Below are 26,353 nucleotides of genomic sequence, written 5' to 3'. Positions count from 1 at the left end.
GATGTGTATGCACTCGTTGATGAGATTCTAGATCTCATTAACGAGTCTGGGAAACTCACCCGCGAGTCTTTTCATCTCATCCACAAGTCTGGGAAACTCACCCGCGAGTCTTTTTATCTCATCCACAAGTCTGGGAAACTCGCTCTCGCAGCTGGGGAACTGATGAGTGGTTCTTGGAACTTAATCCCTCAGAAAATTAATATCAATTTTATTTTGTTAATTCAGATCTTGCACCAATCTCATAGCCCGCCCGGAAATTTATTTCCGGGCTAATAGCGAAAGTCCATTTTAATGGACTGAAAGCCTTTAATCATAAGTATTTAGTCCACTTAAGTGGACTTATGCTAAAAGCCCTTGGAATTTATTCCCTGGCGGGGTAATGCCACAAGAGCAACATCTCAATTAATCTAAGTTAGAGTCGATAAACTCTAACTTAGAAACCGGGTTTTTGGCTAATTATTCAAGGGCGCAGATCGATCGATTTTCCGCAACAGCGTCCCTGGCGCTACCACTCCTTCTACCGTGCCTATTCCTACTAAACCATCGCGCGATCGCGTAGCGTGCCGGAGGCATATCGCACCCTCACCATCCCCCCACGATTCCCCGTCGCAGCAACACTCCCCAACACCGTCCCATCCTCTAAACTTGCCAACCCTTTTGCATCAAATCCACCCTACCATAAAGTTGCTCGATTTCCTGTCACTTCAGTTACCACTACATTAGCCGTCGGACGTGGATTATTAATCAAATATAGCGGTTGTCTTTCATAGCCGCTGCCCACTTTCACTTCATAAATAGGACCTCCATTACGTAAGCTGTCGCGTTCTCAAAATTGCTATTTTATTGCCACATATATTGATTCAAACGGTAAGTAAAAGCGCCTGCTTCGAAACCATTCAAACGTTCATATATTGCGAATTTATTTGGAGCATTTGCCGCTAATACAACACCTTTTGCAACGCCCGTCCGATATCCTTTAATAAAGTCTTCCCGCGAAAGATTCAGGCGTGATAGCCACATTTCTTGATAAGCTTTCTCTTCCGGAGAGGTGCGGATATTCTTGCCGCCATCGCGGGAACGCACCCGTCGATCTCGCGTCGCACCTCCAGAAAAACAACTATCGAGAACAACCGTAAGATTTTCACTCTTTACCGCCGACATCAACAAAAATAAAGTGTGTCCCATAATATCTTTAACCACCCCACCTTGTGCAGGATAGCCAGTCGGTAAGTTACCATCAACCGGAACAAAAGTACCGTTTAATCCGCTATTATCCGTCGTATACCTAACAACAATCAGGTCTGGATCGAAAATGCGAGAACCATGTCCTGAATAGTGATATACAACCACATCTCCCGGCTTCGCTTGCTTAATCAAATGTTCTTCAAATACCTGTAAAATACCTTCACGAGTGGCTTGTCGCTCGGTTAAAATTAGAAGATATTTCGGATTAAAACCAAAGCGGTGAATCAAAAGCAACCGCTGCAATTCCACATGATTCACACAGCCGCGCAAGGGGTGTGAGGGATAGCTATTAATGCCGACCAGTAAAGCCAGTTTGCGCGGGGTAATTTGAGCCAAAACCTTGCCGTAGCTATCAGCTTGTCGTTGCAAGTTAAGCTGACTGAATCCCACAGTTGCCAGTGCAGAACCAGCCAATTGGAAGAACTGACGACGAGAGAGGCGGGACATGATAGTTCTCTCTATAACTGCTTGTTCGGTATTTTATCTCAATTGATGAGAGCGTTAGATGTCCAGAAAGCAAACATCTAGAAACCCGGTTTCGCAAAGAAAGTGGGTTTTTTATCCCACGTTGCGTTCATGCATAGTAGGGGCGGGTTTAAAGAGTCGCTACCCATAAAACCCGCCCTGCAATAAATTGCAGGGCTAATAGGCAAAGTCCACTTAAGTGGACTCGAAAGATTTCTTTAGTCTACTTAAGTGGACTTTGGCTACTCGCTGTGGGATTTTAATCTCCGGGCGGGCTGGCACTGGCGGGCTGGTAAGGAAAGCGTCAATCAGACTCCTGAGAAAATGTGGGTAACGACAAGCCCTAAAGGGCTGGGGAGTGTCAAGCTTGTCTGCTATTTTTGAACGCAACTAAGTGTCTCGCAGATGTCGCTCTCAATTGTCTTATGCGAGTAAAACAACCAGGAACAAAAAGACGACAACTGATAGGCCGGATTCAACAAAAAGTTCTAAACTAAAATCGCGGTGCATAATGTTCCCCCTTATGCTGTGGAGTCAGACAATTTCGTTTTTCTGAAAAAGGACTACAGGACAATCCGCAGGTATTCCCGACCGTCTTGACAAATCGAAATATATCTGCAACTCTCGCAATAGAGGCCAGCCTATACCCGTCGGGAGATTTCTGCTAAACTTAGCTCTTTAACTGTTGCTTGAAGAGGACGCTCGCTTTGCGGGGACACAATGACACGGGGACACCCCATGATAAGAGTCAGGGGATTCTAACTTGGAAGACGAAGCGGAGAATGAGAGACGCGGTAACGCGGTGACTGTGATTAAAAACTCCCCGCGTCTCCGGGTCCGGGCGTCCCCGTGTCTTCTTGGTCAGTTCCAGACCCGATCAAATCTAAAATTGCCCGTTGAGTTTGTATTTTCTGCCCAGAGCGATTTGCCCCAGGAGCAAGGTATGAAAAAACCGATTCGCATTTTGTTGCAGACGACGATTCCCACAACGGAAGATGACTGGAGCATCGGGCGTTTTTCGATGTTACGCGAGTATCTGGCATCGGTACAAGACGAGGGGGGAAATCATATATTTGAGGTAACCGCACGCGATCGCACATCCGACGCGGAAGGCAACGACCCCGTTTTAAGCAACCTCGGCGAGTCAGACTTTGACCAACTTTGGTTATTTGCCTTAGATGTAGGCGACGGTTTGACCGAAAAAGACCAAGCAGGAATCAGAGCATTTCGCCAACAAGGCAAAGGTATCCTCACCACGCGAGATCATCAAGATATGGGTTGCTCGATGTGCGGTTTAGGCGATATCGGCGATATGCACTATTTCCACACCAAGAACCCCGACCCCGACGAAACTCGCTGGGATCGCGATGACCCCTATACTAGTTATATTTCCTGGCCTAACTATCATTCAGGAGCCAACGGCGACTATCAAAAAATAATTCCCATCGACCCGATTCACCCAACCCTCAAAAATCCCAATTCCCCTACTGGAACGATCAAATTTTTCCCCACCCACCCCCACGAAGGCGGGATTGGCGTCCCTCCCGGAAATCCACAGGCGCAAGTCATTGCAATGGGTAAAAGTTTAGTCACAGGAAGAGATTTTAACCTCATCGTTGCGATTGACCATTACAAAGACGAACAAGATAATCTGCTGGGACGCACAGTTGCTCACGCCAGCTTCCATCATTTTGTCGATTACAACTGGGATATAGACAAAGGTTTTCCCAGCTTTGTAGACGAACCGGCAGGAAACGGGATGAAAAACGAACCCCGCGCCTTGGAAGATATTCAAACTTACGTGCGTAACGTGGCGCTGTGGCTAGCGGATGCAACCATCTAGAAAGCGGGAGAGGAAACTTTCTCCTCTCCCTACTTTTAATACAATTGACACAAATTGTTCACAAGACTGTCATAATTTGGTGTTAGTTTGAGATTATCTGCCTAGTAACATGCTTGCAGTCTGACTATGCCACCAGTTTTGTTATCTTTATCTTTGATTAGCCTGTTAACTTTATTTGGGTTAGCAGCGATCGCTTACCTATTTCCCTTCTACGATTCCCAAGAATAGCATCTTCTCAATACTCAACGTTATGCTCGATCCGGTTCTTGCCGCTATTCTTGAGCGTATACATTAAAAAATCCACTTTTTCTATCATTTCATCTACGGATTTTGGCGCACTCATAAACGTAATTGCAACGATACTAAACGAAACAGGCCATTGATGATATTCTACAGTTTCCACAAGTTGTTTTTGCACTCTTTCCACTACAATTTGCGATGGTTCGTACCCCGTTCCTGGCAGTAGGAGGGCAAATTCATCTCCACCTAGTCTGGCAATTATATCGGTTGCTCTAATATTCCCGTAAATAGTTTGAGCCACTTCTTGTAAAATCTTGTCACCAATTTTGTGTCCTAACTTATCGTTGACACCTTTAAAATTATCAATATCTATAAAAGCCAAGGTGATCGGATGTCCATACCTAGAGGATCTTTGAATTTCCAGGTTGGTTAATTCATCAAATAATCTTTGATTAGCGATGCCGGTTATCGAGTCAGTACGAGCGAGTTTTTTTTCGCGGTCGCGGGAACTTCGCAATTCGGATAAAAGATAAGTTGTGACTAAATAAAAGCCGAATCGAACGGCGGCGTTCCAATAAGGAATACCTGGATGAGAATGGGTTGATTGTCCGATTACTTCATTGGCGATAAACCAGGCGATCGCGCTGGCAATAGATATCCATATTCCCGCAGCTTCGCCCACGTACCAAGTTGTAAAAGAAATGGGAATTAAATAAAATATTGATAAAGAAACATCGGGAGAAATGAGGGCATCAATCCCTGCGATTAATAAAAGCAATAAAAGTCCTAAAGTTATCAAAACAAACTTGGACTGATTTTCTAGGTATTTGGTAAGACGCACGGCTAACTTCCCGATCAAATAGCAAGATAGTACAAATTTTAGCCCAAGAGTGCAAACGGGATAGGCTAAAAGCCTATCCCGCAATCATAAGTAACCTGAGTTCGATATCATATGATGTCCGGTTAATCACCCATAGTTAGGAATGACTCTGAGGGGGTGACACGGTGACTTGGGAGAGATTTTGATTCAGAGTAATTAGGCGGACATCATATCAGACAAGATTTTGGACCCAGTAGGGGCAGGGGATTAGATGGTGTTTTGATCTAAACCAAAGCCGTGCTACTAAGCTGCGGGAGCATTTAAATCCAATAAAGAGGCGGGCAATACGTCCCACCCCACAAGAAGAAGGGAAAATTTGGCTCTCAAATTAGGTGCTCTTGCAGCTTACTAGCTTGTCCTATTGAGACGAATTGGCGGGGAAAGCACCTGTTTGTACAGTCAGGTTGAGGCTTTGTCCGCTGCGACGCAGCCCCACTTGGAGATTATCGCCCACCTTTGTATTTTCAACGGCTCGTTGGACGGCGTCGGCGTCTTTAACGGATTGACCGTTGATTTGAGTCAGGACATCGCCAGAACGCAGTCCAGCACGGGCAGCGGGCGAATTGGGCATGACGCGAGCGATCAAAACGCCGCGATCTTCATTCACGGTCAAATTACTGTCGCGACTGTTGTTGATGTTTTGTTTCACTTCTGGGGTGAGGGTCACCATTTGAATTCCCAAGTAAGGATGTTCCACCCGACCTTTGGAGATTAACTGATTGGCGATGCGTTGGGCGGTATTGATGGGAATGGCAAAACCCAAACCTTGCGCCCCTTGGATAATAGCGGTATTAATCCCGATTACCTGACCCGCAGCGTTGAGCAATGGCCCGCCAGAATTGCCTGGATTAATCGCCGCATCGGTTTGGATAAAGCTAACGCGCTTATCGGGTACGCCCACTTGGGAGCCAGATCGACCCGTACCGCTGATAATGCCGGTGGTGACGGTATTATCCAGACCCAGGGGGTTGCCAATTGCGATCGCCCACTCACCCGGTCTCAACTGGTCGGAATTGCCCAAACGAGCCGTTGGCAGTCCATTAGCTTCAATTTTGATCGCCGCCACATCGGTCACCCGATCCACGCCTATAACCCTACCTTGGAAGGTACGACCATCCTTGAGGGTGACGTTAACCCGATCCGCACCATCCACAACGTGGGCGTTGGTGAGGATTTGACCGTTAGCACTGATAATAAAACCCGACCCCGTACCGCTTTCAACCCGCCGCCTGGGTTGTTGTGGCGTTGGGGAGCCAAAGAACTCCTGCATAGGGTCTTCCTCAAATTCCTCAGCCATTGGATTTCTCACCGTGCGGGAGGAGTTAATTCTTACCACGGCAGGCCCAACTTTGTCAACTACATTGGTGATGAAATTGGTATTGGTCGCGCCTGGGAGTCTGATGGGCGAGGAGTTAACCGTGGGAGGAAGCGGGGCTTGAGCTAGCTGAGAACTGGATAGATCCGCAGGACTTCGCATCGAAGTAAAATAGCTGCCAGCAAAAGTTACACCGGCTCCCAGCAGCATCAGGGATAGATATTTGATTGGAGTTGCCAATGAAAAAGCTTTGGGGCGAGGGGGCTTTTGGTCGGAAGATTTGACTGGGTGCAAGGAGTGCATTTTTAACACCTTGTATAAGGAACGGAAAACTCTGGCAGTCTAAGGATAGTAATAGAGTAGTAGCGCCTGATAGGGGTTTACCTCCCGCGAGGGTGAGCCACCTGAGAATACGCAGTCGGATAGGTGAAGCCTCACACTTTTAAAGATAAGAACTGAATATGACATGCTTGTTACAGAGGTGTCGCAGTTTTGTGGAGTTTCCAGCAAACGCTGGGTATCGGTACCCTGCCGCGCTTAAGTCATTATGCTCAAATCAGCAAGTAAACTGCCTCGATGGATATTTGTGGGGTTGGCGTTTCCCTTAATCGTTCTCAACGGCTGGCTAGGGCTGTTGGTGTTTCATTATTTCCAATCCATCATCGGCATCTTGGTCATCGCCACCATTTTATCTTTCCTGTTGGACTATCCAGTTGGGTTTCTCCGGCAGCGAGGAATGGAACGAACCCGTGCCGTTTTGTTGGTTGTCCTGTTCACTTTATTAATTTTGGGTGCTTTTGGCCTCACCTTAGCGCCCCTGCTGATCGATCAGCTTAACGGACTGATCGTGCGCCTTCCGAGTTGGATTGCTTCTGGCACCCAGCAACTCCAAGCCTTTCGCGACTGGGCGGCGGAGCGAAACCTGCCGATAAATATATTTGAGTTGGCTAGCCAAACAATTGGGCGCTTATCGAGTCAATTGCAGTCGCTGACGGGGCAAGGCATCAAATTTGTTCTCGATACTCTGGGTAGCGTCATCAACGTCATCTTGACAATTGTCTTGACTTTCTACCTGTTGTTGCACGGAGAGCGACTCTGGGACGGAATTTTCCAGTGGTTTCCCTCCACAGTCGGTTCGCAGATCCGGCAATCGTTGCGGCAGAATTTTCACAACTATTTTATCGGTCAAGCCACATTAGCCACCCTAATGGGGATTTCCTTGACCGTGGCATTTTCCATCCTCAAAGTTCCGTTTGGCCTACTTTTTGGTTTGGGAGTGGGATTGATGACGTTGATTCCTTTTGGTGGCGCAACTGGCATTAGCACCGTCAGTTTACTCATGGCCTTCCAAAACTTTTGGCTGGGGATTAAAGTTCTGATCGTCGCCAGTCTAATTGACCAGGCGATTGGCAATATTATTGCTCCCCGAATTTTAGGAGAAATTATCGGTCTAAATCCCGTTTGGGTTTTAGTTTCTTTGTTGCTAGGTGCCAAAGTTGGAGGATTGCTGGGTTTGTTAATTGCCGTGCCAATTGCTGGTTGTATCAACAGTATCGCCCAGAGCTTGTATGCGGCATTCAACCAAGAGCAGCCTGAAACCGAAACGTTATCTAAAGCAACCAATGTAGAACCTGGGAATCGAAATTTGGAAATCTCTGCTCCCAAGTGAAACTCAAGTAGAATTTTAGATTGTAGATTTGAGATTTCAGATTTGGAATTTTTCCATTCAAAATCTGAAATCTCAAAAGCTTTCACAGTGATGCTAAAACTGCTGGGAAAAACTCCACATGAACATCCTTGACTTGTTGGCAGAAGATACTCATCCGGCGCTAGTTGCTCCCGATCAACCGCCCCTATCCTACAAGCAACTGCGCGAGAATATCGCGCGGTTAGTGTCTCAACTCCACAGCTTTGGTTTAGGACAGGGGGATCGAATTGCGATCGCTATGCCCAATGGTACCCCAATGGCTCACGCTTTCCTGGCATCTGCCCTCTGCGCCACGGCATGTCCGTTAAATCCCAAATACAAGCAAGAAGAGTTTGCCTTCTATTACGAAGACACCCAAGCGCAAGCATTGATTGTCTTACCGGGAACTGTGGCAGAAGCGATCTCCGCCATTACTCCGGCGATGAAGTTAATCCACGCCAACGTAGAACCCGATGGCACTCTCAGTTTTGAACTGATAGGGGGAGAGAAATGCGATCGCAATTTAGCAACTCAATCCTCCGCACCCGATGCTGACAGCATCGCCATGATTTTGCACACCAGCGGCACCACCAGTCGCCCGAAGCGCGTCCCCCTGCGCCATCGCAATCTAATTGCCTCTGCCAAAAACATCATCAGCGCCTACAACCTGACCAGGGAAGACACCACCCTCTGTCTCATGCCCTTGTTTCACATTCACGGACTGGTAGGATGTATGCTCTCCACCTTGGCATCTGGCGGTACTGTAGTTTGTCCCAACGGCTTTAACGCCCTAGAATTTTGGCAGCTAGTCGATACCTTCAAACCCACTTGGTACTCGGCAGCACCCACGATGCACCAAATGATTTTGGCACGCGCGACGCGCAATCAAGAGATAGTCAAAGCGAATCCTTTCCGTTTCATTCGTTCTAGCAGCGCCCCCCTGCCTCTCGTCGTAATCGAGCAAATTGAGGCAACGCTAAACGCCCCCGTGCTGGAATCTTACAGCATGACAGAAGCCGCTCACATGATGACCACCAATCCCCTACCGCCAAATTTACGCAAACCCGGAAGCGTCGGCTACGGTTTTGGCGTGGAAGTCGCGATTATGGACGAGTCAGGCAATTTGCTGCCCCAGGGTAGTTTAGGCGAAGTAGCGATCAAAGGAGCCAATGCGATCGCCGGTTACGAAAACAATCCCGAAGCCAATGCCAAAGCCTTTGTCAACGGCTGGTTTCGTACCGGCGATCAAGGCAAACTAGATGAAGACGGCTATCTCCATCTCACTGGACGAATCAAAGAACTGATTAACCGTGGCGGCGAAAAGATTTCTCCCCTAGAAGTAGATAACATCCTGTTGCGCCATCCCGCCGTCGCCGAAGCGCTGGCGTTTGCAGTTGCCCATAAGTCTCTAGGTGAGGATATCCATGCGGCAGTTGTCCTCAAAGATGCCGCAACTGAAACCGAACTCAAAGCTTATTGCGCCGAAGTTTTGGCAGATTTCAAAGTTCCCAAGCAGATTCACATTTTGGATCAACTACCCCGTGGTGCCACAGGTAAATTGCAACGTTTGAGTATGGCGAAATTACTTAAGCTAATCCCATGAAAATTTGCATAGTTGGTGCGGGTGCAATTGGTGGATACCTGGGAGCAAAACTAGCATCTTCAGGTGCAGAGGTAACGCTAATTGCCCGCGGCGCGCATCTAGAAGCAATTCGCGCCCAAGGATTAAAACTAATAATGGCAGACGGTTCTAGTCAGGTAGCAATGCCAAAACTAGCAACCAATAGTTTGGAAGAAGCTGGCGCGCAAGATGTTGTAATTTTGACAGTGAAAGCTCAGAGCTTACCGGCGATCGCTCCCTCCCTACCCGCACTCTATCATCCTGACACAATCGTTGTGACTGCCCAGAATGGCATACCTTGGTGGTATTTCCGCCAGCACGGTGGCGAATATGAAGGCACTCGCATCAATTCCGTCGATCCCGATGGTATTGTGGAAGCCAACATAGGAGCAGATCGCGCCATCGGATGCGTCATCTATCCAGCGGCAGAAATTGTAGAACCGGGAGTAATAAAGCACATTGAAGGCGATCGCTTTACACTGGGAGAAATTGATGGGTCAAAAAGCTCGCGCATCCAAACATTAGCGCAGGTACTAAAACAGGCAGGTTTTAAAGTCCCAATACGGAATCAAATTCGCACAGATATCTGGGTAAAACTATGGGGAAATCTCGCATTCAACCCCATCAGCGCCCTAACTCGCGCCACGCTAGCTTCAATTTGTCAGTATAATTTGACACGCGAACTGGCCCGAGAAATGATGAGCGAAGCGCAAGCGATAGCGGAAAAACTGGGAATTGATTTTGGTATCACTTTAGAGCAAAGAATTAACGGCGCCGAAAAAGTAGGCGCGCACAAAACCTCAATGTTGCAAGATATTGAAGCAAATCGTGCCACAGAAGTTGATGCGATCGTGGGTGCGGTAGCAGAATTGGGAAGGTTGACCGGAATACCGACACCCCATATTAATGCCATCTACGCCAGCGTTAAATTGTTGGAAATGAACCGCAGAGACGCAGAGGACGCAGAGGAAGAGAAGAGAGGTTAGTAAAGCAAAGATTTTTGAACGCTGTGTTCCGGCGATCGCTGTTTTGGCGATGATAGATAAAGCTCGTCAGAGCAAATCCGACTCGACAACCTCTGTTATCTTCCTTTTCTTGGCGTCCTTGGCGTCTACCCTACGGGAAGCCGCTGGCGCGTCTATGGCGGTTCAATTAAAAGCCCCTACTGAATATTTTGCCGGTGGAATCGCTGCCATGATTGACCACTCTAACCAAGGTACAGTAGTTTCCGTCCGGGGAAGCGTCATCGATGCTTATTTCCCCCACCAATTGCCAGAGCTTTACAGCCAATTGCAAGCCGGGGACAATGGTAACGTCGCCATCGAAGTCGTTTCCCATCTCACTTCCCATGTAGTGCGCGGAATTGCCCTCACCCCGACTTCAGGGTTAGCGCGCGGTGCTTTTGTCACCGATACGGGACACCCTTTGCAAGTCCCCGTGGGAGAACGCCTCAAAGGCAGGATGTTTAACATTTTCGGCGAAACCATCGACGGCGAAGCCAACCTACGTGGGGGCGAGTGGCGATCGATACACGCTCCTCCGGTTTCCCTGGCGCAGCGCGCGACCAGTTCCGAAATTCTCAAAACCGGAATTAAAGCAATTGATATCCTCGCACCTCTAGAACGAGGCGGAAAAGCGGGACTCTTGGGCGGCGCAGGGGTTGGCAAAACCGTCTTGATTACCGAAATGATTCACAATATGGTGAGTCAGCATGAAGGGGTGAGCATCTTCTGCGGCATTGGGGAACGCTGTCGCGAAGCAGAAGACCTCTACCGAGAAATGCAGGCAGCGGGTGTATTGCATAATACCGTGATGGTATTCGGGCAGATGAACGAACCCCCCGGCGCCCGGTTTCGCATCGGACATGCGGCGCTGACGATGGCGGAGTATTTCCGCGACGATGAAAAGCAAGATGTATTGCTTTTAATTGATAATATTTTCCGGTTTATTCAGGCGGGAGCGGAAGTTTCTGGGTTAATGGGACAACTTCCTTCGCGGGTGGGTTATCAACCGACTTTAGCAACAGAATTAGCTGCACTGGAAGAACGGATTTGCAATACGGCGACGGGGGCGATTACTTCAATTCAAGCAGTTTACGTCCCGGCGGATGATTTTACCGACCCGGCGGCGGTGCATACATTTTCTCATTTGTCGGCTTCGATTGTATTGTCTAGAAAACGTGCCAGCGAGGGATTTTATCCGGCGGTGGATTTATTACAATCTGGCTCGAAGATGTTAATGCCTCATATTGTAGGAGAACGCCACTACCGGATTGCTCAACAAGTGCGACAAACTCTGGCAAATTACGAAGAATTGAAGGATATTATTGCGATGTTGGGGTTAGAGGAACTGTCGCAAACAGACCGGCGGATTGTTAACCGGGCGCGACGGTTGGAAAGGTTTTTAACTCAACCGTTTTTTTCGACGGAACAGTTTACCGGATTGGCGGGGAAATTGGTGGAATTGGAGGATGCGCTTGCGGGATGCGATCGCATTCTCAATGACGAGTTCTCCGACTACCCCGAAAAGGCACTTTACACCATCGGCAAGATCGATGAAGCTAAAAAGTTATGAAACTTAAGGTCTTGCTTCCGACTAAAATTTTGTTGGAGGAAGAGGTGAGTAAAATAACTGCCGAAGCTGAAAATGGTAGCTTTTGCCTCCTGCCCCGTCACATCGATTTTGTCACCGCTTTAGTGCCGGGGATATTAATTTTTGTTTCTGTTGGGGGTGAGGAAAAGTTTCTGGCGGTTGATGAAGGTATTTTAGTCAAAAGCGGAGCAGAAGTGCTGGTTTCGACTAGACATGCGGTGCAGAGTTCTGACCTCGGTTTGTTGCAGGAAACGGTGGAAAAACAGTTTCGCATCCTGAATGAAACGGAGAAGGTTACTCGGTCTGCTTTAGCTAAACTAGAAGTAAATATTGTGCGGCAGTTTCTCGAACTAGGCAAAGGAGGATAGATAAAGATATAACAATCCCAAATCAGTTGTGAAACTCTCTATTCTTTTCCTCTGCGTTCTCTGTGTCCTCTGTGGTTTGTTCAAAAAAATATATTTCACAAATCAAAAGGGATTGTTGCATCAGATAGTTTGTAAATTTTAATTACTATTTTTTTAAACGAACCACAGAGGCACAGAGGACACAGAGGAAGGAAAGGGAGGAACTAATAGATTATGAAAAGAAATTATCGTGAAGTTTGGGCGGGATTTATTAGAAAGATAGCGGCAAAAGAAAGCCGTAAAATTAGAGCGAGACGGGATAAGAACCAGATAATTTGGTTTGGGTTGGGTTTGTTGGGTTTGGTGGGGTGGTCTGTTGTGACGCCCACTTTGCTGGGGACGGCATTGGGAGTGTGGATAGATACGCAATTTCCTAGTCGTGTTTCTTGGACGTTGATGTTGATGTTTGGAGGTTTAATTTTAGGTTGTTTGAATGCTTGGCATTGGGTGAGTAGGGAACAAGCCCAGATGGAGAAAATGCAAAATAAAGAATCAAAAGAGGAGCAAAAAAATGAGTAATCTGGTTTCTTTTATTTTAGCATTGTTGATAGGAGTTGGACTGGGGTTGATTTATTTCGGCGGACTCTGGTTAACGGTTCGCAAACTTCCGAATACAAGCAACCCTGTATTATTGAGTATAGTTAGTTTTTTTGGGCGTATAGGTTTTGTTGGCGGTGGCTTTTATCTAGTGATGGTGAAGGCGCAATATGCACCGATTCATTTATTAGCTTGTCTGTTGACGTTCTTTGGGATTAGAAATTTATTGGTGCAACGCTTAAAACCAAATCAATTTTGGCTCTAAAACACCCCCCCTTAGCAAGGGGGGGCAGGGGGGATTTAGAACACCCCCCCTTAACAAGGGGGGGCAGGGGGGGATCGGATTTATGGTTTCAAACTAATAGGGTTGCAAAAATGCATATTAGTACAGATCAGATAACAATTTGGGGAATAAATGGCACGCTGTTATTTACTTGGGCGATAATGGCGTTGTTGGGAATCGGTTCTTGGTTGGTGACGCGCAAGCTTTCAGAAGAAACTCATCTTTCTAGGTGGCAAAATTTACTGGAAGTTTTGGTGGAAGGTTTGCAAAATCAAATCCGAGAAATTAGCGGGCAAAACCCAACTATATATTTACCTTTTGTGGGCACGTTGTTTATTTTTATTGCGGTTTCTAATTGTCTGGCAATTGTTCCCGGTTATCATCCGCCAACAGGTTCGCTGTCTACGACGGCAGCACTGGCGATTTGCGTGTTCTTTGCCGTGCCTTTTTATGGCATCCGCAAGCAAGGTTTGATCGGTTATCTGAGGGAATATATTCAGCCGAGTCCGATCATGTTACCGTTTCATATTATTGGGGAATTATCGCGCACCTTGTCTTTAGCGGTGCGACTGTTTGGCAACATGATGAGCGATGCAATGATTGTGGGTATTTTACTATCGATTGCCCCGCTTTTCTTTCCGATTATTATGCAGGCGTTAGGGCTATTAACGGGATTGATTCAGGCTTATATTTTTGCTATTCTTGCTATGGTTTATATTGCTTCGGCTACCCAGGCGCAGCAGGAAATGGGAACAAATACATCTCAACGTGAGGAGGTTGTGAATGGATAATGTAGGGTTGGTGGGGATGATTTCAATTATAGCTTCGGGGTTGACAATTGCGATTGGGTCGATTGCACCGGCATTAGGAGAAGGAAGAGCGATCGCACAAGCTTTAAGTGCGATCGCACAACAACCCGACGAAGCGAATACTATCACTCGCACTCTATTTGTCGGGTTAGCTTTTATCGAATCAATCGCGATTTATTGTTTTGTCGTGGCGTTGATTTTAATCTTCGCTAACCCTTTTTGGAATTACGTCATCACCAAAGCGGGAGGATGATGTGGAAATTAACTGGTTGACTTTTTTTGCTCAAATTGTTAACTTCCTAATTTTGGTCGCGGTACTCCAGCGGTTTTTGTATGGTCCGATTACACGGGCAATGGATCGACGGGAACAAAAAATAAGCGATCGCCTCCAAGCAGCAGAAAAACAACGGGAAGAAGCGCAAGCAGAAGCGGAAAAATATCGCCAAATGCAGCAGGAATTCGCAGGGGAAAGGGAAGCGATGTTCTCCCAGCTAAAAGCGGAAGTGGAACAAACGCGAAAAGCGTTAATGGAAAACATGCGCGAAGAAGTTGATAATACTTCCCGTCGCTGGCAAGAAGGAATCAAAAGGCAGCAAGATGCGTTTATGCTAGAGTTACGCCATCGTGCTAGCGTGCAAGTTCAATCTGCAATTCGTCACGCTTTAATCGATTTGGCAAATGTAGATTTAGAACAACAGATGATTGAGGCGTTTATTGAAAGAATGGAGAACTTGAATGAGTGTGCGATCGCATCCTTAAACCACAATTCAAATCCCATCGTTGTATGCAGTTCGTTTGAAATTCCAGAGTCGGCAAGGGCAAAAATTATTCAAGCTGTGCGGGATAAAATTCCCAGCCATATTAACCTAGAATTTGAAACTGAACCAGACTTAATCTGCGGCATCGAATTAAGAGCATCCGGTTACAAACTTGCTTGGAGTGTGGCAAATTATTTAGACAGATTAGAAGAAAGTCTTTCTGCTGTTTTTGAAGAGGAAACAGGTATTGCTTAGTTTTTACAGGACTTACGCAAGGGCGTTGCTAGAAACCCGGTTTCGACCGTCGTTCGCGCAGCGTGCCGGAGGCATATATCTCGTTGCCAAACCAACGATTTTTCCGAGAAACCCGGTTTCTTTGCGTCAGACTTGATTAAATTTAACGGTGTAGCAACTTAGCTTCCATGAAAATTCTATTAGTTGAGGACGATCGAACAACAGCAGCGCTTCTCTGCCGAACTCTCACTGACCATCGCTATGCTGTCGATTTAGCGAGGGATGGGCAATTGGCATTGGAGTTGTTAATCCAGTGGAATTACGATCTGATTTTACTCGATGTATTAATTCCCAAACTGGATGGAATTAGCCTCTGTCGTCAACTACGCTCCCAAGGTAATCAAACTCCGATTCTGATGGTCACTGGTCAAAATTCCAATGAGAATGTCATTAGAGGGTTGGATGCTGGAGCAGACGATTATCCGATCAAACCAAATTAGCAATTACCAATTACCAAGAAAGCTAATCATTCCGATGCCACCGGATTTGATATCAGTAATTTCAGATGGCGACTCTATTTGAATCCCCCGTCAAACTACGTTCTGACGGGGGAGTATGTCAACTTACATCTTGCACCACAGGAGGCAGCAGCCCACCGGATCTCGTTCCCAGGTTCAACCTGGGAACGAGAATACTGAGGCTCTGCCTCAAGGTGCAAGATCTGAGTCAATAAACTTCAATAGTCAAAACTAATATCTCTAATTTAAGACTTCCGTCGCAGGGTTTCTGATGGCAACTCACCGAACATTTTTTTATAATCTCTGCCAAAATGCTCTGGACTCCAAAATCCCCACTGATGAGCCAACTTTATCACCGATGTTGTGCTAGAGTCAGCATTTTTCAAAGCGCGACGTACCCCATTGAGTCGTTGAATTTTGATATACGCCATTGGACTAATACCAAAAATATCTTGAAATCCATAACATAAGGCGCTACTGCTAGTTCCTAATTCGTCACATAATTGTTGTAGCGTTAAAGGTTTATCTCTATAGGATCTAGCAATTTCTTCGGCTTTTTTGACCAAGGAATAACGGCGGAAGGGTTTTAGTATTTGTCGGTTTTTTCGAGCGCGGTTGACCACAGTATTAATTAGCAATGGCCAGAAATCTTCCCTCATTATTGATGTCATCATAGATGACATCAATAATGAGGGGTTGCTGCTCAATATTTGAGCGATTTGCTGATAGTAAGCCCTCAAAGGACGCAATGATGCGGGATGGAAACGAAGGAAATTCTGCTGGAGAAACTTTTGCCCCACATCGCATCCCATTTGCTCGGCTAGGGAATGAAAAACCAGCATATTCACACTGGCGAAGATTATGTGGGAGTCTTTCTGGGTAAGGACATCAGTTTCGTGGCTGGAATCGAACCAAAATAAATCGTGTTCTTTGATCTGATAACCGTGAGACACCACTTGTGTTTGATTGGCACCAAGTGCGATCGCAAATGACAAGTCCTGAGCAGACTTGGGTCCTGTTGCTCTAAAAGTTTGATTTTGATTAACGTGCGTAAACTTCAGAATCCCAAAGTCGGCAAAATTAACAGTCCCCAGAAAACGACCTGGAGTTAACTGATTAACCGTGACATCCAAGGGTTTGATCGCTGCGGCAAAAGCATCAAGATCGTCAAACTGGCGAGTCATCACCACAGAGTTCCCGCAGGAATGATGGTCAGGAATCAAGGACATAGATTAATACGGCGGAGTAAAACCATCTGAAACATCGCTTGAACGAGCTAGGAACAGATAAATTGGATTATACAGGATATAGTGGCGTTTATTGAGACGCACAAACCTTGGAATTTTGGAATACTTATTTTTCGCAAGTTGCCATATAATGTGTTTAGCTAAGTTTTGAGCAGGTCAGGAACCCCACGGCTATCTTGAATAAAGCCGCTCCGAAAAACCTATACAGAACTAGCCAAAGCTAGTCATCTGTGGACTCGCGTCGGATCGTGCAGACTAAGCGAAAGCTACGATTTGGGAGTCATGACACCTTGATGTGAACGCCAGCATCATGAACTGTCGAAGGCGGTTAAGTAATCAGCGAACAGGTTTATAGCTGTAGTGCCGCCATCAAACAAGCTCTTAAATCATTGTCGAGGCAAACATTACTTAGAAATAAGGCTGACAGAATATGTCAAATTACGTGTTTCTGATTGACCAAAACAAAATACCACTCAATCCAATCCATCCAGTACAAGCTCGAAAACTTCTCAATGCAGGTAAAGCCGCAGTGTTTCGACGCTATCCGTTCACACTGATTTTGAAACGAGTGATTGACAAATCGAACCTGTATCCGCTAACGCTCAAAATTGACCCAGGTTCAAAGTTTACTGGTATGGCATTAGTTACCAATCAAGGCAATGTCATCTGGGGAATGGAATTGCAGCATCGCGGTCAACTTTTCAAGGATGCACTGGCACATCGTTCTTCAGTGCGGAGAAATCGTAGAAACCGCAAGACTCGTTACCGCAAAGCGAGATTTCTTCACCGTTGTCGTCCCCAGGGTTGGTTGGCGCCATCGTTGCAGCATCGCGTCTTAACCACCGAAACCTGGGTCAAACGGCTACAAAAGTTTGCTCCCATAGGTTCAATTGTTCAGGAACTTGTGCGGTTTGATCCGCAAGCAATTGAGAATCCGGAGATTAGAGGAACCGAATATCAACAGGGAACCCTGCACGGTTATGAGTGTCGTGAATACCTGTTAGAGAAATGGCATCGCCAATGCACTTACTGCGGTGCCAAAGATGTTACCCTAGAAATTGAACACATCCAACCGAAGTCTAAAGGTGGTTCAGACCGGATATCAAATCTGTGTTTGGCTTGCCACAAGTGCAATTGTTCCAAAGGAAATCAGAATATCGAGGATTTTCTCAAAAGTAAGCCAGAAGTTTTGAACCGCGTGCTGATCCTAGCAAAAAAACCGCTGAAAGATGCTGCGTCGGTCAACTCTACGAGATGGGCATTGTTGAATGTCTTAAAGTATTTCAAATTACCTGTAACTACAGGAACGGGCGGTCAAACCAAATTCAATCGAATCAAGTTTAATTTACCAAAAACCCACTTTCATGATGCAGCTTGCGTTGGTGTGGTTGAAGTTATCAAACTTGCTACCACAAAAATTCTTGTGGTTAAGGCTAGGGGTTTTGGTGGCAGACAACGTTGTCAAACAGACAAGTTTGGCTATCCGATTAAGCATCGCCCATTACGTCCTATTCATGGTTTTTGCACTGGTGACATAGTTCGTGCTGATGTCCCTAAAGGTAAATACAAAGGGAGATTCACAGCGCGAGTTTGTCCCATGTCTCACGGCTATGGAGAGTTTGTTATAGAGCAATTCGCGAAAACCCCGCGCCTTCAGGCCGGGGTGACCGCGCGAGACTTAAGTCTCGCGAATATTGCCTTGAATAACAAAAATAAAACTTAGATCGTACCACTTGAAAACCAGCAAGGAACGAGATATTATTGATGGATAAATTGTCTAATACCCAGTGTAAATTGTTAACAAATTACGTTGACAAGTTGAGGCAAAACATTGTCCAAAGCTCGAAGATGGAGGAATGGATAATCATGCTCAGACTGCACTACAAATGGTGCCTTGGCGACAGGATTAGTCAATATAACCAACAATTCATTCAAGGAGAGTACAGCGACTTAAGAACAAGAGCTTCCGCCAGTCCGTTAACTTGTTTTGTTAGCAAGAATGGTGCGACAGGAGAGCCGTGGAAAGATACTAAAAACAGCAAGAATCCTCGCCGCAGCGCTGGCGATATTCAGATTACCGCGTTGCCGCAACTAAAAACTGCTAGACCTTGGTATGCCGGGATTGATTCGACAGTACTACAACAAAACGTCAAGCGTCTGGATATTGCCTATAAAAACTTCTTTGAGGGCAGAGGTTTTCCTAAGTTTAAGAATCCCAGCAACTTCACGTCATTTACTTACACGATGGGGATGAAATCCTCTGGGAGTAAGATTTATTTACCCAAATTCGGATGGATGCGGTTTTACAACTCCAGACCGATTCCGGATGGTTTTAGAGTTAAAGCAGCAACAATTCGCCAACGACAGGATGGATGGTATGTGTCTCTAAGGATTGAGGATAAAACCGTACCGGATGTAGTTGCCAGATGTTTAACCGAAGTCAAATCCGTTATCGGATGCGACTTGGGGATTGCCAAACTTGTACACCTCTCTGATGGATATCAACTTGCTAACCCTAAGTTTGGTAATAACAAGAAAACCTTTGGTTTTCTTAAAATCAGACAGCGACGGGTTAGCCGCAAAGTTAAAGGTAGTAATAAACGAAAAAAGGCATCCCAGAAAGTTGGACGCCTGCATAAAAAGATTGCGGATAAGCGGCAAGCTTATCAGTGGTGGGTAGCGAAAACTATTACCAGCGGACGAGTGGATGCTATTGCCTTGGAGGATTTAAACGTCTCCGGTATGTTGCGCCGATGTCGGGTGAAGAGAGATGAGGAAACTCTGAGGTTTTTGGCGAATGGGCAATCTAGAAAAAAGGGGCTCGCATCGCGCTATCTCTGATGCCGCATGGAATGAATTAATCTTAAAGATTGAGTATCTCGCTGCAAAGCAAGGAAAGGTTGCCATTAAGATTAATCCGAAACATTCCAGCGTTGAATGCAGAAATTGTGGGCATATTGACCGCGAGAACCGCGATGGTGAAAAATTTATCTGTTCGGTCTGCGGATTTTTCGCCCATGCTGATATTTCTGCTGCCAAAACTATCAGAGATAGATCGCTGGAAATGGTACGTGGGGACACAGCTTACCTGCGGGTAATACCGCTAAACGCCCAAAACAATGTAAGGAGAAATCACCGTGTCTTTTAGACGAAGGCGGTGAGCCTGGGAACCTTGGAAACAAGGATATTAAGACCGCAATGTCTTAAGAATCTCCGCGCATCGACGGCCGGAGAGTGTCAACAACAAAAAACGGAGGTCAATCAAATTGGAATACTTAACGCCCGTTCATCGGAGGGATGGTTACGACTATGCCTAAACCTCAGCAAAATGACCAGAAACGTACAGATATGTACAGAAAACAAGTTACAGTTTCTAGCCCTTTCCCTGACCAGACTAAGACTTATGAGGTCTACCTTCAGGACAACTGTTAAAGTTCCTACCTACGAATGCCTGAAGCAGTTTGCAGTTCTAGAACCTCAGCATTACACAGGTGTGCAGCGATCGTGAGTGGCGCAAGCTTGCTTAACCCCTATCAGTACCAAACCTACTTTTGCCAGACAACCATGCCTAATAACTCGATCAATAACTCAAGTTGTTAGTTTTCCTCGTTTTCGTAGCGATTTGCCTTTGGCAGTAGCGAAGCGATCGCATCGTCAATCGTACCTCCGGGTGGGCAATGCCCGTCCTACAAATGTGTTGATCTTGTACTTTTTGAAATTGAGGTAGTTTACAACTATGTACATGAACGCGACTTATCCCGCTTGCAGTTGCTGCAATCCCCTGTTTTACCATTTTTGGCTCCATATCATGCGTCGTAAGTTTCTCCAGGGGACTGCAAACTTTACAGCCGCCATCATAGGTGGTGGCTCAACACCCATGCAAGTCTCAACCAACGATCCTAGTAGCAGTGGAACTGACGCTGGGACATCTCTAGCCAAGGAACAGGAGAATCTGAGCTTAGAAGATCGAGGAATTACAGATCCTTCTGACTCTGGCGCAACGATTTATGTGGCGAAGAACATTATCACGATTGGCGGAATGTCGTTACTTTCTGGATATATCAATAAAGTTCATCAAGAATAGAAAAACGTACTCTTCGTGATTTACGGTGATATTTTTAAAGCTATTCTATCAACTGGTTTGATATCTGTTTATACATTTTAACAACAACTCAGATATAACAATGAATCCACAATCCTCTGTTGCTCAACCTCAAATACAGAAAAAATTTCATAATAACCGAGTTTTAAACTTTTACGCTGGTCCTGGCGCTCTTCCTTTACCCGTTCTGGAAAGAGTTCATGCAGAGTTATTTAACTTCAAAGGTACGGGAATGAGTGTGATGGAGTTAAGCCATCGCAGCCAAGAGATTCAGGATATCATTGATGATAGTGCTGAACGCATTAAACGATTAATGAGTTTAGACGATCAATTTGAGATTATCTTTCTACAAGGTGGAGGATCGTTGCAATTTCTCATGGTTCCGATGAATTTTTCTCAACCAGGCGAGGAAATTGATTACATTGATACGGGATATTGGGCAGGAAAAGCGATTCGCGCTGCCCAAAGTTTAGGAAGAGACTTAAAAATTATCGCGTCATCATCGGATTGTAATTACACCTATGTTCCCGATTTAAATCAGATTCATCCCCGTCCGGGCGCTAAGTTTATTCACCTTTGCAGCAATAACACTGTTGTTGGCACTCAATTTCACAGCTTTCCAGCATTTACAATTCCAGTCGTTGCTGACATGAGTTCGGATTTTATGAGTAAGCCGATTGATGTTAGCAACTTAAGTGTTATTTATGCCCATGCTCAAAAAAATGTCGGACTTGCAGGGACTACGATTGTCTTAATTCGCCGAGAAATGCTGACCAAAATTTATGATAATTTACCTGAATTTCTCGATTACCGTACTCATATTAAAAGCAAGTCTAACTACCATACTCCGCCTTGTTTTTCAATTTATATCACTTGGCAAATTTTGCGATGGATTGAAGAAGATATCGGGGGACTGAAACAGCTGGAAAAGATTAACGAGAAGAAAGCTTCCTTACTCTATAATTTTATTGATGCAACGCCTTTATTTCATTGTGCGATCGCTCCAGCTTCCCGTTCTCAAATGAATGTGGTTTTTACCCTCCCGAATGAAAGCCTGGAAAAACAGTTTATTTACGAAACTTCTCAAGCAGGAATTATTGGAGTGGCTGGACATCGCATTAGAGGAGGATGTCGGGCTAGTCTCTATAACGGTGTCACCCTAGAAGCAGTGGAAACCCTGATAGAATTTATGGATGAATTTGCCAAGCAGCACTCTTTTTAAATCAAGGACTGTACGCTCAACGGGGGTGAACCCCCGTCAGTAAAATGTCAGTTAATTCCTAGTATTTTCTAACGAAAATCCTGTTTGGTTCCCACAATCATCACCCCACAAAACCCTAACTCATAAGTTTCCATTGAGAAATGATTAGACACCATTAAATCTTGGAAATAGTTGATAGGATAAGCATAAGCCGTATGTTCTCCATCTTCCATAATCACCTGATTTCCGTTAATACTATTGACTTGGTAGCCACAATTGTCATAAAGTTTCAATCTTTCCTGCATCACTGCATCACTGCATTGATAGGTGGAAATGAAAATCTTTTCTTCAACCCATTCAGCCAACCCCTTAAACACATCTGGATGAATTTCTGGCGGCATATTACCAATCGTATTCCAAGCTAAAGTAGCATATTGATAGGTCTTAGACAGCAGCAATTGTAAATCCTTGGCATTACCATGAATCACATTGACATTCGGCAAATTTTTCGTTCTGTTTCTGGAAACATTGACAAGATATTCTGCATAGTCAATGCCGAGTATTTCTGCCACAACTGGGGCAAGCATCTCAAGATAGCGACCATCTCCACAGCCGATTTCCAGCAGACTTTTAGCTCCTTGTAAATGCTGTAATAGAAAAGCTTCCTCAAGAGCCATATATTCTTTAATACCTTCTGGATAATTCTGATGGTCAATAAGTGCCAAACCTTTTTCTTGTTCGTAAATATTTGTGCTTTCCATCTTTATTTGAAACCTGTAAAACTCAAAATAATAATATAACATTTTTCCGAAGATTTGAGCGGATATAATATCAAGATATATCTTGAAAATTTCGCCGCTATTTTTATAAATCAAGTTGTTATTGAGGTAAAAATCAGCATGACATCCAAAAAATTCACTGAAGCAGAAACCGAAGCTTTTTATGATAGTGAAGACAGTCTCTATCGCAGTTTCTGGGATGAAGAAGGCAGTCTCCACAGGGGCTATTTTGATAACTTAGAAGACTCTCAAGCTGAAGATTTTCTGACAGATTGTCAACGCTGGAATCAGTATATGCTGAAACACAGCAAAATCGATGCTTCCTCCAAAGTTTTAGATATCGGTTGTGGTCAGGGAAATACAGCGATTTGGCTGGCTGAAAAAACGGGATGTGAGGTAGTTGGGATTGATTTGAGTGGTGTGCGGATTAATAATGCTCAAGAGAAAGCGAAAAATTATCCTCATCTGCATATCTCCTTCGAGAAAGCATCAGCTACTAACTTACCCTTTGAGAATAATTCCTTTACCCATGTTTGGAGTCAAGCCACAATTTATCACATCCCAGAACGGGATAAAGCTTTACAAGAAATTCAGCGAGTTCTCCAAGAAGGGGGAATATTTGTCTTTGATGACTTGATTACACCTATCCCAGAAATTAGCCCATCGGGTTGGCAATATGTTTACGAAAGATTACTATTTGCACCCAATTTTAGCTTTGAGAGTTACGCCGATTTTTTGAGTCAATTAGGATTATTGGTTGGGACAAAAATCGACTTAAGTGACCATCTCAAAAAAAGCTATGAGTTACTCTCGCAACTCGCTTTAGAAAAATATCCCGATTTAAGCATCGCCTATGAAAAAATGTGTGAAGCTATTGAGAAAAGAGACTTAGGATGGGGGTTTTATCTTTGTGAAAAAGTGAGCGATCGCCTCACTTGGATTTTCGACACCAACGACCACGAAACCCTACGAAATAAGTATAATGCTTGGGCGAGAATCTATGACACAGAATTGGATAAATCCTATCGCTGTTCTCCGATTGAATCAGCTCAAACTTTAGCCCAAGTGTTACCCCAGAAAGACGCAATGATCCTGGATGCAGGAGCAGGTACAGGAATGGTAGGAGAAGCGCTATCCGCACTGGGATACACCCAAATTGTTGGGGTGGATCTATCGGAGGAAATGCTAGAAATCGCTCGTAAAAAACAAGTTTATCAAGATTTGTACCAAGGAAATTTGGAAGAAACTCTAAATTTTCTTGATAATGAATCCTTTGATGCTATTATTTCCGTGGGCGTGTTCACCTTTGGTCACGTTCATCCCCAGGCATTAAAAAACCTATTTTCTTTGTTGAAGTCAGGAGGCTATTTTCTCTTGACGGTGCGAGTAGATTACTACAACACTAATGCATCTTTAAAAGAGGTGTTAGAGGAGTTGTCATGGCGTTTAATTGCTCGTCAGGAATTTAATGCTTTTGAAGTAGAATCCATGTATGCTTTACTGTGGCAAAAAACCTAACTATTGACACCAATTTGACCAATCAAATACCAAGTTTAAGCATCTTTATCTTAATCCTGTTTAGTTCCCGGATTTGAGCTTGAAGCGAAGAGGTTGGGTTTTCTTTCGGCAACCCAACCTATAATATCTTTTTATCGAGTGCAATTCACTGATTTATTTTATTGAGTACGGAGATTGCGTATAATCAACAGGACTTACGCACGACGAGAAAAGAAACAAGGGGCGATCCGCGAAATCCTTGGGCAAGGCAACCATAGATTGACTCTGAAACCGGGTTGCTTTGCGTAAGTCCCGCTCAAGTGATTCATGTTGTTTGATAGCGATCTTCTTCAACAAAAATCAAAAAAATCTCAAAAAATGAGGCAGATGCAACAAAATTCAGACTTTCGGCGTTGGCAAAGTAGCATATATCTTTTTATTGTTTCCATAGTATATGGTTCAGTTCCACCAGTAACAAAATGGACAATTTCTTCTCTAAATCCTACAGTAATACTCACTGTTCGCTACACAATCGCATTGGCTTTATTTATGCCGTGGATTGCTAGAGTCATTCTAAATCTTAACCCAATTCAAGAGCGAGTAGCTACAGAGACGATTGGGAGTATTGACTTAAGTAATCTCTCCCAACACGCTCCTGGAATTAGGGGGATTAAGTCAAGGAGCAATAATGTCTTATTGCGAGATGGCTTAGGGTTGGGAATTCTTACATTTGGTATTCATTTGTGTTTGAGTATTGGAGTGCAAACAATTTCGGCTCGGACTTCTTTCCTATTTGGGTTGTGTGCTATTTTCGTCTCTCTTTTAGACTTTATCTATCGCCAGCGGTTTTTCCCTCAAATATTTGTGGCAGCAATTTTAGCGTTTGGTGGAAGTAGTTTGATGGCATGGGAACAAAGTTATGAACCCCTGATTGGAAGCTTGTGGATCTTAGGAGCTATCGGGTGTGAAGTGACCCTTCTTATTCTGCTAGAAGACATTGCTCCTCGTCACGATCCCCTTATGTTATCAGTCTTTCGATTGGTAGTCCCAACAACTTTAGCACTGTTTCTGGCAATGCCCGAACTTGGTTGGGAGTCAGCTAGCTTTGATTCAGACAAATTGGATACCCCTGCTCTATTTAGGCGTTGTTACTGCGGCGATAACTTGGTTAGTCGTTTTTGCCCTACAATCTGTACCAGCGACTGAAGCTGCCTTAATTCAGAACTTAGAACCAGTCTTTGGCGCAATGATTTCATTTCTAGTCTTGGGTGAAAGTTTTGGTTGGCGTGGTTTAATGGGTTCTGGGCTAATCTTGATAGGAACGACCTTAGCAGTATTGAATTCCTCCAATCGATTAGCTGACAAAACGACTTGCCTAAATTCTTAAGGAGTGTAACTATGATACTCCGCAAATTAAATCAACTAATTGGAACTGAATGATTAACAATTACAGGACTAGAAACCCGGTTTCAGAGTCTATTTTTCAGCTCGCCCTTTTTTCTTTGCGTAAGTCCTAATTTTTTAACGAGAATCCTGTTTGCTTACCACAATCATCACCCCACAAAACCCCAACTCATAAGTTTCCATTGAGAAATGATTAGACTCGATTAAATCTTGAAAATAGTTGATGGGATACGCATAAGCAGTATGTTCTCCATCTTCCATAATCACCTGATTTCCGTTAATGCTATTGACCTTGTAAGTAGTCGGACAAAAGTAAACGACACTGTATTAAGTTTTGTAAAAGGCATTTAATCAGCCTACTGTCAGCGATTGGGTATCTTCATTAAACTTAACATAGTTAACATTATTTATGTCAGACTACTTAGTTCGGAGGGGGCAGTTGGAAAAGTGGCAAAGACAACTCACTAGCTACCTACCCTACTTCATATTCCGTTTTAAAGATCAGCCACACTGGTGAGAGTCTCCCTAAGTTGAATTAAACCCTTACTCCGCTCTGCCAAACCTACTCAAATCTACTCATGAGATTTGTATCGGCTTGACTTCCTGCTTCCACCAAGGGAGTCGGCGAAAACAGTCCCCAGGCGTAAATTCGGGAGCAGCTCTCCCTACTTGCTCTAAATTGAGCGCCG

General features: G+C 44.8%; 27 protein-coding genes. 21 read left to right on the top strand and 6 right to left on the bottom strand.

What is annotated here, in order from left to right; genetic code table 11:
• Positions 1-3: 3 nt before the first annotated feature.
• Positions 4-273, top strand: coding sequence for a hypothetical protein (locus ACE1CM_RS13650; RefSeq protein WP_374878070.1), 270 nt, complete (start codon positions 4-6; stop codon positions 271-273).
• 567 nt (positions 274-840) lie between these two features.
• Here the strand turns inward: ACE1CM_RS13650 and ACE1CM_RS13645 are convergent.
• Positions 841-1,692, bottom strand: coding sequence for a caspase family protein (locus ACE1CM_RS13645; RefSeq protein ID WP_374878069.1), 852 nt, complete (start codon positions 1,690-1,692; stop codon positions 841-843).
• 961 nt (positions 1,693-2,653) lie between these two features.
• Here ACE1CM_RS13645 and ACE1CM_RS13640 point away from each other — a divergent pair.
• Positions 2,654-3,553 (top strand): hypothetical protein, encoded by a 900-nt coding sequence (locus tag ACE1CM_RS13640; protein WP_374878068.1) that lies wholly within the window; start codon positions 2,654-2,656, stop codon positions 3,551-3,553.
• 235 nt (positions 3,554-3,788) lie between these two features.
• Here ACE1CM_RS13640 and ACE1CM_RS13635 read toward each other — a convergent pair whose 3' ends face one another.
• A complete protein-coding gene (locus ACE1CM_RS13635) occupies positions 3,789-4,634 on the bottom strand; it encodes a GGDEF domain-containing protein (RefSeq protein ID WP_374878067.1) in 846 nt (281 codons plus the stop codon).
• A gap of 397 nt (positions 4,635-5,031) precedes the next feature.
• Positions 5,032-6,291, bottom strand: coding sequence for an HhoA/HhoB/HtrA family serine endopeptidase (locus ACE1CM_RS13630; RefSeq protein ID WP_374878066.1), 1,260 nt, complete (start codon positions 6,289-6,291; stop codon positions 5,032-5,034).
• A gap of 244 nt (positions 6,292-6,535) precedes the next feature.
• Here ACE1CM_RS13630 and ACE1CM_RS13625 point away from each other — a divergent pair, with 244 nt between their 5' ends.
• The 11 genes from ACE1CM_RS13625 to ACE1CM_RS13575 all read left to right on the top strand — a co-directional run bounded on the left by ACE1CM_RS13625 (position 6,536) and on the right by ACE1CM_RS13575 (position 15,416).
• Positions 6,536-7,657, top strand: coding sequence for an AI-2E family transporter (locus tag ACE1CM_RS13625; protein WP_374878065.1), 1,122 nt, complete (start codon positions 6,536-6,538; stop codon positions 7,655-7,657).
• Positions 7,658-7,775: 118 nt separating this feature from the next.
• Complete coding sequence (locus ACE1CM_RS13620; RefSeq protein WP_374878064.1) at positions 7,776-9,278, top strand: acyl--CoA ligase; 1,503 nt, start codon at positions 7,776-7,778, stop codon at positions 9,276-9,278.
• On the top strand, positions 9,275-10,282 hold the full coding sequence (locus ACE1CM_RS13615; RefSeq protein ID WP_374878063.1) for a 2-dehydropantoate 2-reductase: 1,008 nt from the start codon (positions 9,275-9,277) through the stop codon (positions 10,280-10,282). The genes ACE1CM_RS13620 and ACE1CM_RS13615 overlap by 4 nt, the downstream gene beginning before the upstream one ends.
• Positions 10,283-10,481: 199 nt before the next feature.
• Positions 10,482-11,870: a F0F1 ATP synthase subunit beta gene (gene atpD / locus ACE1CM_RS13610; RefSeq protein WP_374878089.1), complete on the top strand. Its 1,389-nt coding sequence runs from the start codon at positions 10,482-10,484 to the stop codon at positions 11,868-11,870.
• Positions 11,867-12,256 carry a F0F1 ATP synthase subunit epsilon gene (locus tag ACE1CM_RS13605; RefSeq protein ID WP_374878062.1) on the top strand — a complete coding sequence of 130 codons (390 nt, stop codon included), beginning with the start codon at positions 11,867-11,869 and terminating at the stop codon, positions 12,254-12,256. The genes atpD and ACE1CM_RS13605 overlap by 4 nt, the downstream gene beginning before the upstream one ends.
• Positions 12,257-12,469: 213 nt before the next feature.
• Positions 12,470-12,814, top strand: coding sequence for an AtpZ/AtpI family protein (locus ACE1CM_RS13600; protein WP_374878061.1), 345 nt, complete (start codon positions 12,470-12,472; stop codon positions 12,812-12,814).
• A complete protein-coding gene (locus ACE1CM_RS13595) occupies positions 12,807-13,097 on the top strand; it encodes an ATP synthase subunit I (RefSeq protein ID WP_374878060.1) in 291 nt (96 codons plus the stop codon). Before ACE1CM_RS13600 ends, ACE1CM_RS13595 begins: the two co-directional genes overlap by 8 nt.
• Before the next feature lie 110 nt (positions 13,098-13,207).
• Positions 13,208-13,906 (top strand): F0F1 ATP synthase subunit A, encoded by a 699-nt coding sequence (locus tag ACE1CM_RS13590; protein WP_374878058.1) that lies wholly within the window; start codon positions 13,208-13,210, stop codon positions 13,904-13,906.
• Complete coding sequence (locus tag ACE1CM_RS13585) at positions 13,899-14,177, top strand: F0F1 ATP synthase subunit C (RefSeq protein WP_374878056.1); 279 nt, start codon at positions 13,899-13,901, stop codon at positions 14,175-14,177. The genes ACE1CM_RS13590 and ACE1CM_RS13585 overlap by 8 nt, the downstream gene beginning before the upstream one ends.
• A gap of 1 nt (position 14,178) precedes the next feature.
• On the top strand, positions 14,179-14,937 hold the full coding sequence (locus ACE1CM_RS13580; protein WP_374878054.1) for a F0F1 ATP synthase subunit delta: 759 nt from the start codon (positions 14,179-14,181) through the stop codon (positions 14,935-14,937).
• A 167-nt stretch (positions 14,938-15,104) separates the two neighbouring features.
• Positions 15,105-15,416, top strand: coding sequence for a response regulator (locus ACE1CM_RS13575; protein WP_374878053.1), 312 nt, complete (start codon positions 15,105-15,107; stop codon positions 15,414-15,416).
• A 263-nt stretch (positions 15,417-15,679) separates the two neighbouring features.
• Here the strand turns inward: ACE1CM_RS13575 and ACE1CM_RS13570 are convergent, their stop codons facing one another.
• The gene (locus ACE1CM_RS13570; RefSeq protein WP_374878052.1) at positions 15,680-16,663 is read right to left on the bottom strand and encodes a helix-turn-helix domain-containing protein; all 984 of its coding nucleotides are present in this window, start codon (positions 16,661-16,663) and stop codon (positions 15,680-15,682) included.
• Between the two features lie 448 nt (positions 16,664-17,111).
• On the opposite strand from ACE1CM_RS13570, the gene iscB reads away from it, so the two are divergent.
• The 5 genes from iscB to serC all read left to right on the top strand — a co-directional run bounded on the left by iscB (position 17,112) and on the right by serC (position 22,005).
• Positions 17,112-18,404, top strand: coding sequence for an RNA-guided endonuclease IscB (iscB, locus tag ACE1CM_RS13565; RefSeq protein ID WP_374878051.1), 1,293 nt, complete (start codon positions 17,112-17,114; stop codon positions 18,402-18,404).
• Positions 18,405-18,445: 41 nt separating this feature from the next.
• Positions 18,446-19,522, top strand: coding sequence for an RNA-guided endonuclease InsQ/TnpB family protein (locus ACE1CM_RS13560; protein ID WP_374878050.1), 1,077 nt, complete (start codon positions 18,446-18,448; stop codon positions 19,520-19,522).
• Entirely contained in the window at positions 19,479-19,829 is a 351-nt protein-coding gene (locus ACE1CM_RS13555) for a zinc ribbon domain-containing protein (protein WP_374878049.1), read from the top strand. Before ACE1CM_RS13560 ends, ACE1CM_RS13555 begins: the two co-directional genes overlap by 44 nt.
• A 660-nt stretch (positions 19,830-20,489) precedes the next feature.
• On the top strand, positions 20,490-20,765 hold the full coding sequence (locus tag ACE1CM_RS13550; RefSeq protein ID WP_374878048.1) for a hypothetical protein: 276 nt from the start codon (positions 20,490-20,492) through the stop codon (positions 20,763-20,765).
• 100 nt (positions 20,766-20,865) lie between these two features.
• The gene (serC, locus tag ACE1CM_RS13545) at positions 20,866-22,005 is read left to right on the top strand and encodes a 3-phosphoserine/phosphohydroxythreonine transaminase (protein WP_374878047.1); all 1,140 of its coding nucleotides are present in this window, start codon (positions 20,866-20,868) and stop codon (positions 22,003-22,005) included.
• A 68-nt stretch (positions 22,006-22,073) separates the two neighbouring features.
• Here the strand turns inward: serC and ACE1CM_RS13540 are convergent, their stop codons facing one another.
• Positions 22,074-22,745: a class I SAM-dependent methyltransferase gene (locus ACE1CM_RS13540; RefSeq protein ID WP_374878046.1), complete on the bottom strand. Its 672-nt coding sequence runs from the start codon at positions 22,743-22,745 to the stop codon at positions 22,074-22,076.
• Positions 22,746-22,883: 138 nt separating this feature from the next.
• Here ACE1CM_RS13540 and ACE1CM_RS13535 point away from each other — a divergent pair, with 138 nt between their 5' ends.
• The 3 genes from ACE1CM_RS13535 (at position 22,884) to ACE1CM_RS13525 (ending at position 25,647) form a co-directional block, all read left to right on the top strand.
• Complete coding sequence (locus ACE1CM_RS13535; RefSeq protein WP_374878045.1) at positions 22,884-24,281, top strand: methyltransferase domain-containing protein; 1,398 nt, start codon at positions 22,884-22,886, stop codon at positions 24,279-24,281.
• Positions 24,282-24,647: 366 nt separating this feature from the next.
• Positions 24,648-25,466 (top strand): DMT family transporter, encoded by an 819-nt coding sequence (locus ACE1CM_RS13530; RefSeq protein ID WP_374878092.1) that lies wholly within the window; start codon positions 24,648-24,650, stop codon positions 25,464-25,466.
• Positions 25,366-25,647, top strand: coding sequence for an EamA family transporter (locus ACE1CM_RS13525; protein WP_374878044.1), 282 nt, complete (start codon positions 25,366-25,368; stop codon positions 25,645-25,647). Before ACE1CM_RS13530 ends, ACE1CM_RS13525 begins: the two co-directional genes overlap by 101 nt.
• Before the next feature lie 134 nt (positions 25,648-25,781).
• On the opposite strand, the gene ACE1CM_RS13520 is transcribed toward ACE1CM_RS13525, so the two are convergent.
• On the bottom strand, positions 25,782-25,925 hold the full coding sequence (locus ACE1CM_RS13520) for a hypothetical protein (RefSeq protein WP_374878043.1): 144 nt from the start codon (positions 25,923-25,925) through the stop codon (positions 25,782-25,784).
• Positions 25,926-26,353: the final 428 nt, after the last annotated feature.

This window comes from Microseira sp. BLCC-F43 (assembly GCF_041929235.1).
Taxonomy (GTDB): Bacteria; Cyanobacteriota; Cyanobacteriia; order Cyanobacteriales; family Aerosakkonemataceae; genus Microseira.
Note: the sequence above shows the minus strand (reverse complement) of the source record. Positions and strands in the feature narration are given on the sequence as shown.

Coding starts and splice junctions, on each gene's coding strand:
- ACE1CM_RS13595 (WP_374878060.1), top strand. CDS start 12,807: ATGAGTAATCTGGTTTCTTTTATTTTAGCATTGTTGATAGGAGTTGGA.
- ACE1CM_RS13570 (WP_374878052.1), bottom strand. CDS start 16,663: ATGTCCTTGATTCCTGACCATCATTCCTGCGGGAACTCTGTGGTGATG.
- ACE1CM_RS13600 (WP_374878061.1), top strand. CDS start 12,470: ATGAAAAGAAATTATCGTGAAGTTTGGGCGGGATTTATTAGAAAGATA.
- ACE1CM_RS13585 (WP_374878056.1), top strand. CDS start 13,899: ATGGATAATGTAGGGTTGGTGGGGATGATTTCAATTATAGCTTCGGGG.
- ACE1CM_RS13520 (WP_374878043.1), bottom strand. CDS start 25,925: ATGGAAGATGGAGAACATACTGCTTATGCGTATCCCATCAACTATTTT.
- ACE1CM_RS13530 (WP_374878092.1), top strand. CDS start 24,648: ATGCAACAAAATTCAGACTTTCGGCGTTGGCAAAGTAGCATATATCTT.
- ACE1CM_RS13605 (WP_374878062.1), top strand. CDS start 11,867: ATGAAACTTAAGGTCTTGCTTCCGACTAAAATTTTGTTGGAGGAAGAG.
- serC (WP_374878047.1), top strand. CDS start 20,866: ATGAATCCACAATCCTCTGTTGCTCAACCTCAAATACAGAAAAAATTT.
- ACE1CM_RS13535 (WP_374878045.1), top strand. CDS start 22,884: ATGACATCCAAAAAATTCACTGAAGCAGAAACCGAAGCTTTTTATGAT.
- ACE1CM_RS13590 (WP_374878058.1), top strand. CDS start 13,208: ATGCATATTAGTACAGATCAGATAACAATTTGGGGAATAAATGGCACG.
- ACE1CM_RS13575 (WP_374878053.1), top strand. CDS start 15,105: ATGAAAATTCTATTAGTTGAGGACGATCGAACAACAGCAGCGCTTCTC.
- ACE1CM_RS13555 (WP_374878049.1), top strand. CDS start 19,479: ATGGGCAATCTAGAAAAAAGGGGCTCGCATCGCGCTATCTCTGATGCC.
- ACE1CM_RS13550 (WP_374878048.1), top strand. CDS start 20,490: ATGCGTCGTAAGTTTCTCCAGGGGACTGCAAACTTTACAGCCGCCATC.
- ACE1CM_RS13630 (WP_374878066.1), bottom strand. CDS start 6,291: ATGCACTCCTTGCACCCAGTCAAATCTTCCGACCAAAAGCCCCCTCGC.
- ACE1CM_RS13620 (WP_374878064.1), top strand. CDS start 7,776: ATGAACATCCTTGACTTGTTGGCAGAAGATACTCATCCGGCGCTAGTT.
- ACE1CM_RS13540 (WP_374878046.1), bottom strand. CDS start 22,745: ATGGAAAGCACAAATATTTACGAACAAGAAAAAGGTTTGGCACTTATT.
- ACE1CM_RS13640 (WP_374878068.1), top strand. CDS start 2,654: ATGAAAAAACCGATTCGCATTTTGTTGCAGACGACGATTCCCACAACG.
- iscB (WP_374878051.1), top strand. CDS start 17,112: ATGTCAAATTACGTGTTTCTGATTGACCAAAACAAAATACCACTCAAT.
- ACE1CM_RS13615 (WP_374878063.1), top strand. CDS start 9,275: ATGAAAATTTGCATAGTTGGTGCGGGTGCAATTGGTGGATACCTGGGA.
- ACE1CM_RS13625 (WP_374878065.1), top strand. CDS start 6,536: ATGCTCAAATCAGCAAGTAAACTGCCTCGATGGATATTTGTGGGGTTG.
- ACE1CM_RS13560 (WP_374878050.1), top strand. CDS start 18,446: ATGGATAAATTGTCTAATACCCAGTGTAAATTGTTAACAAATTACGTT.
- ACE1CM_RS13645 (WP_374878069.1), bottom strand. CDS start 1,692: ATGTCCCGCCTCTCTCGTCGTCAGTTCTTCCAATTGGCTGGTTCTGCA.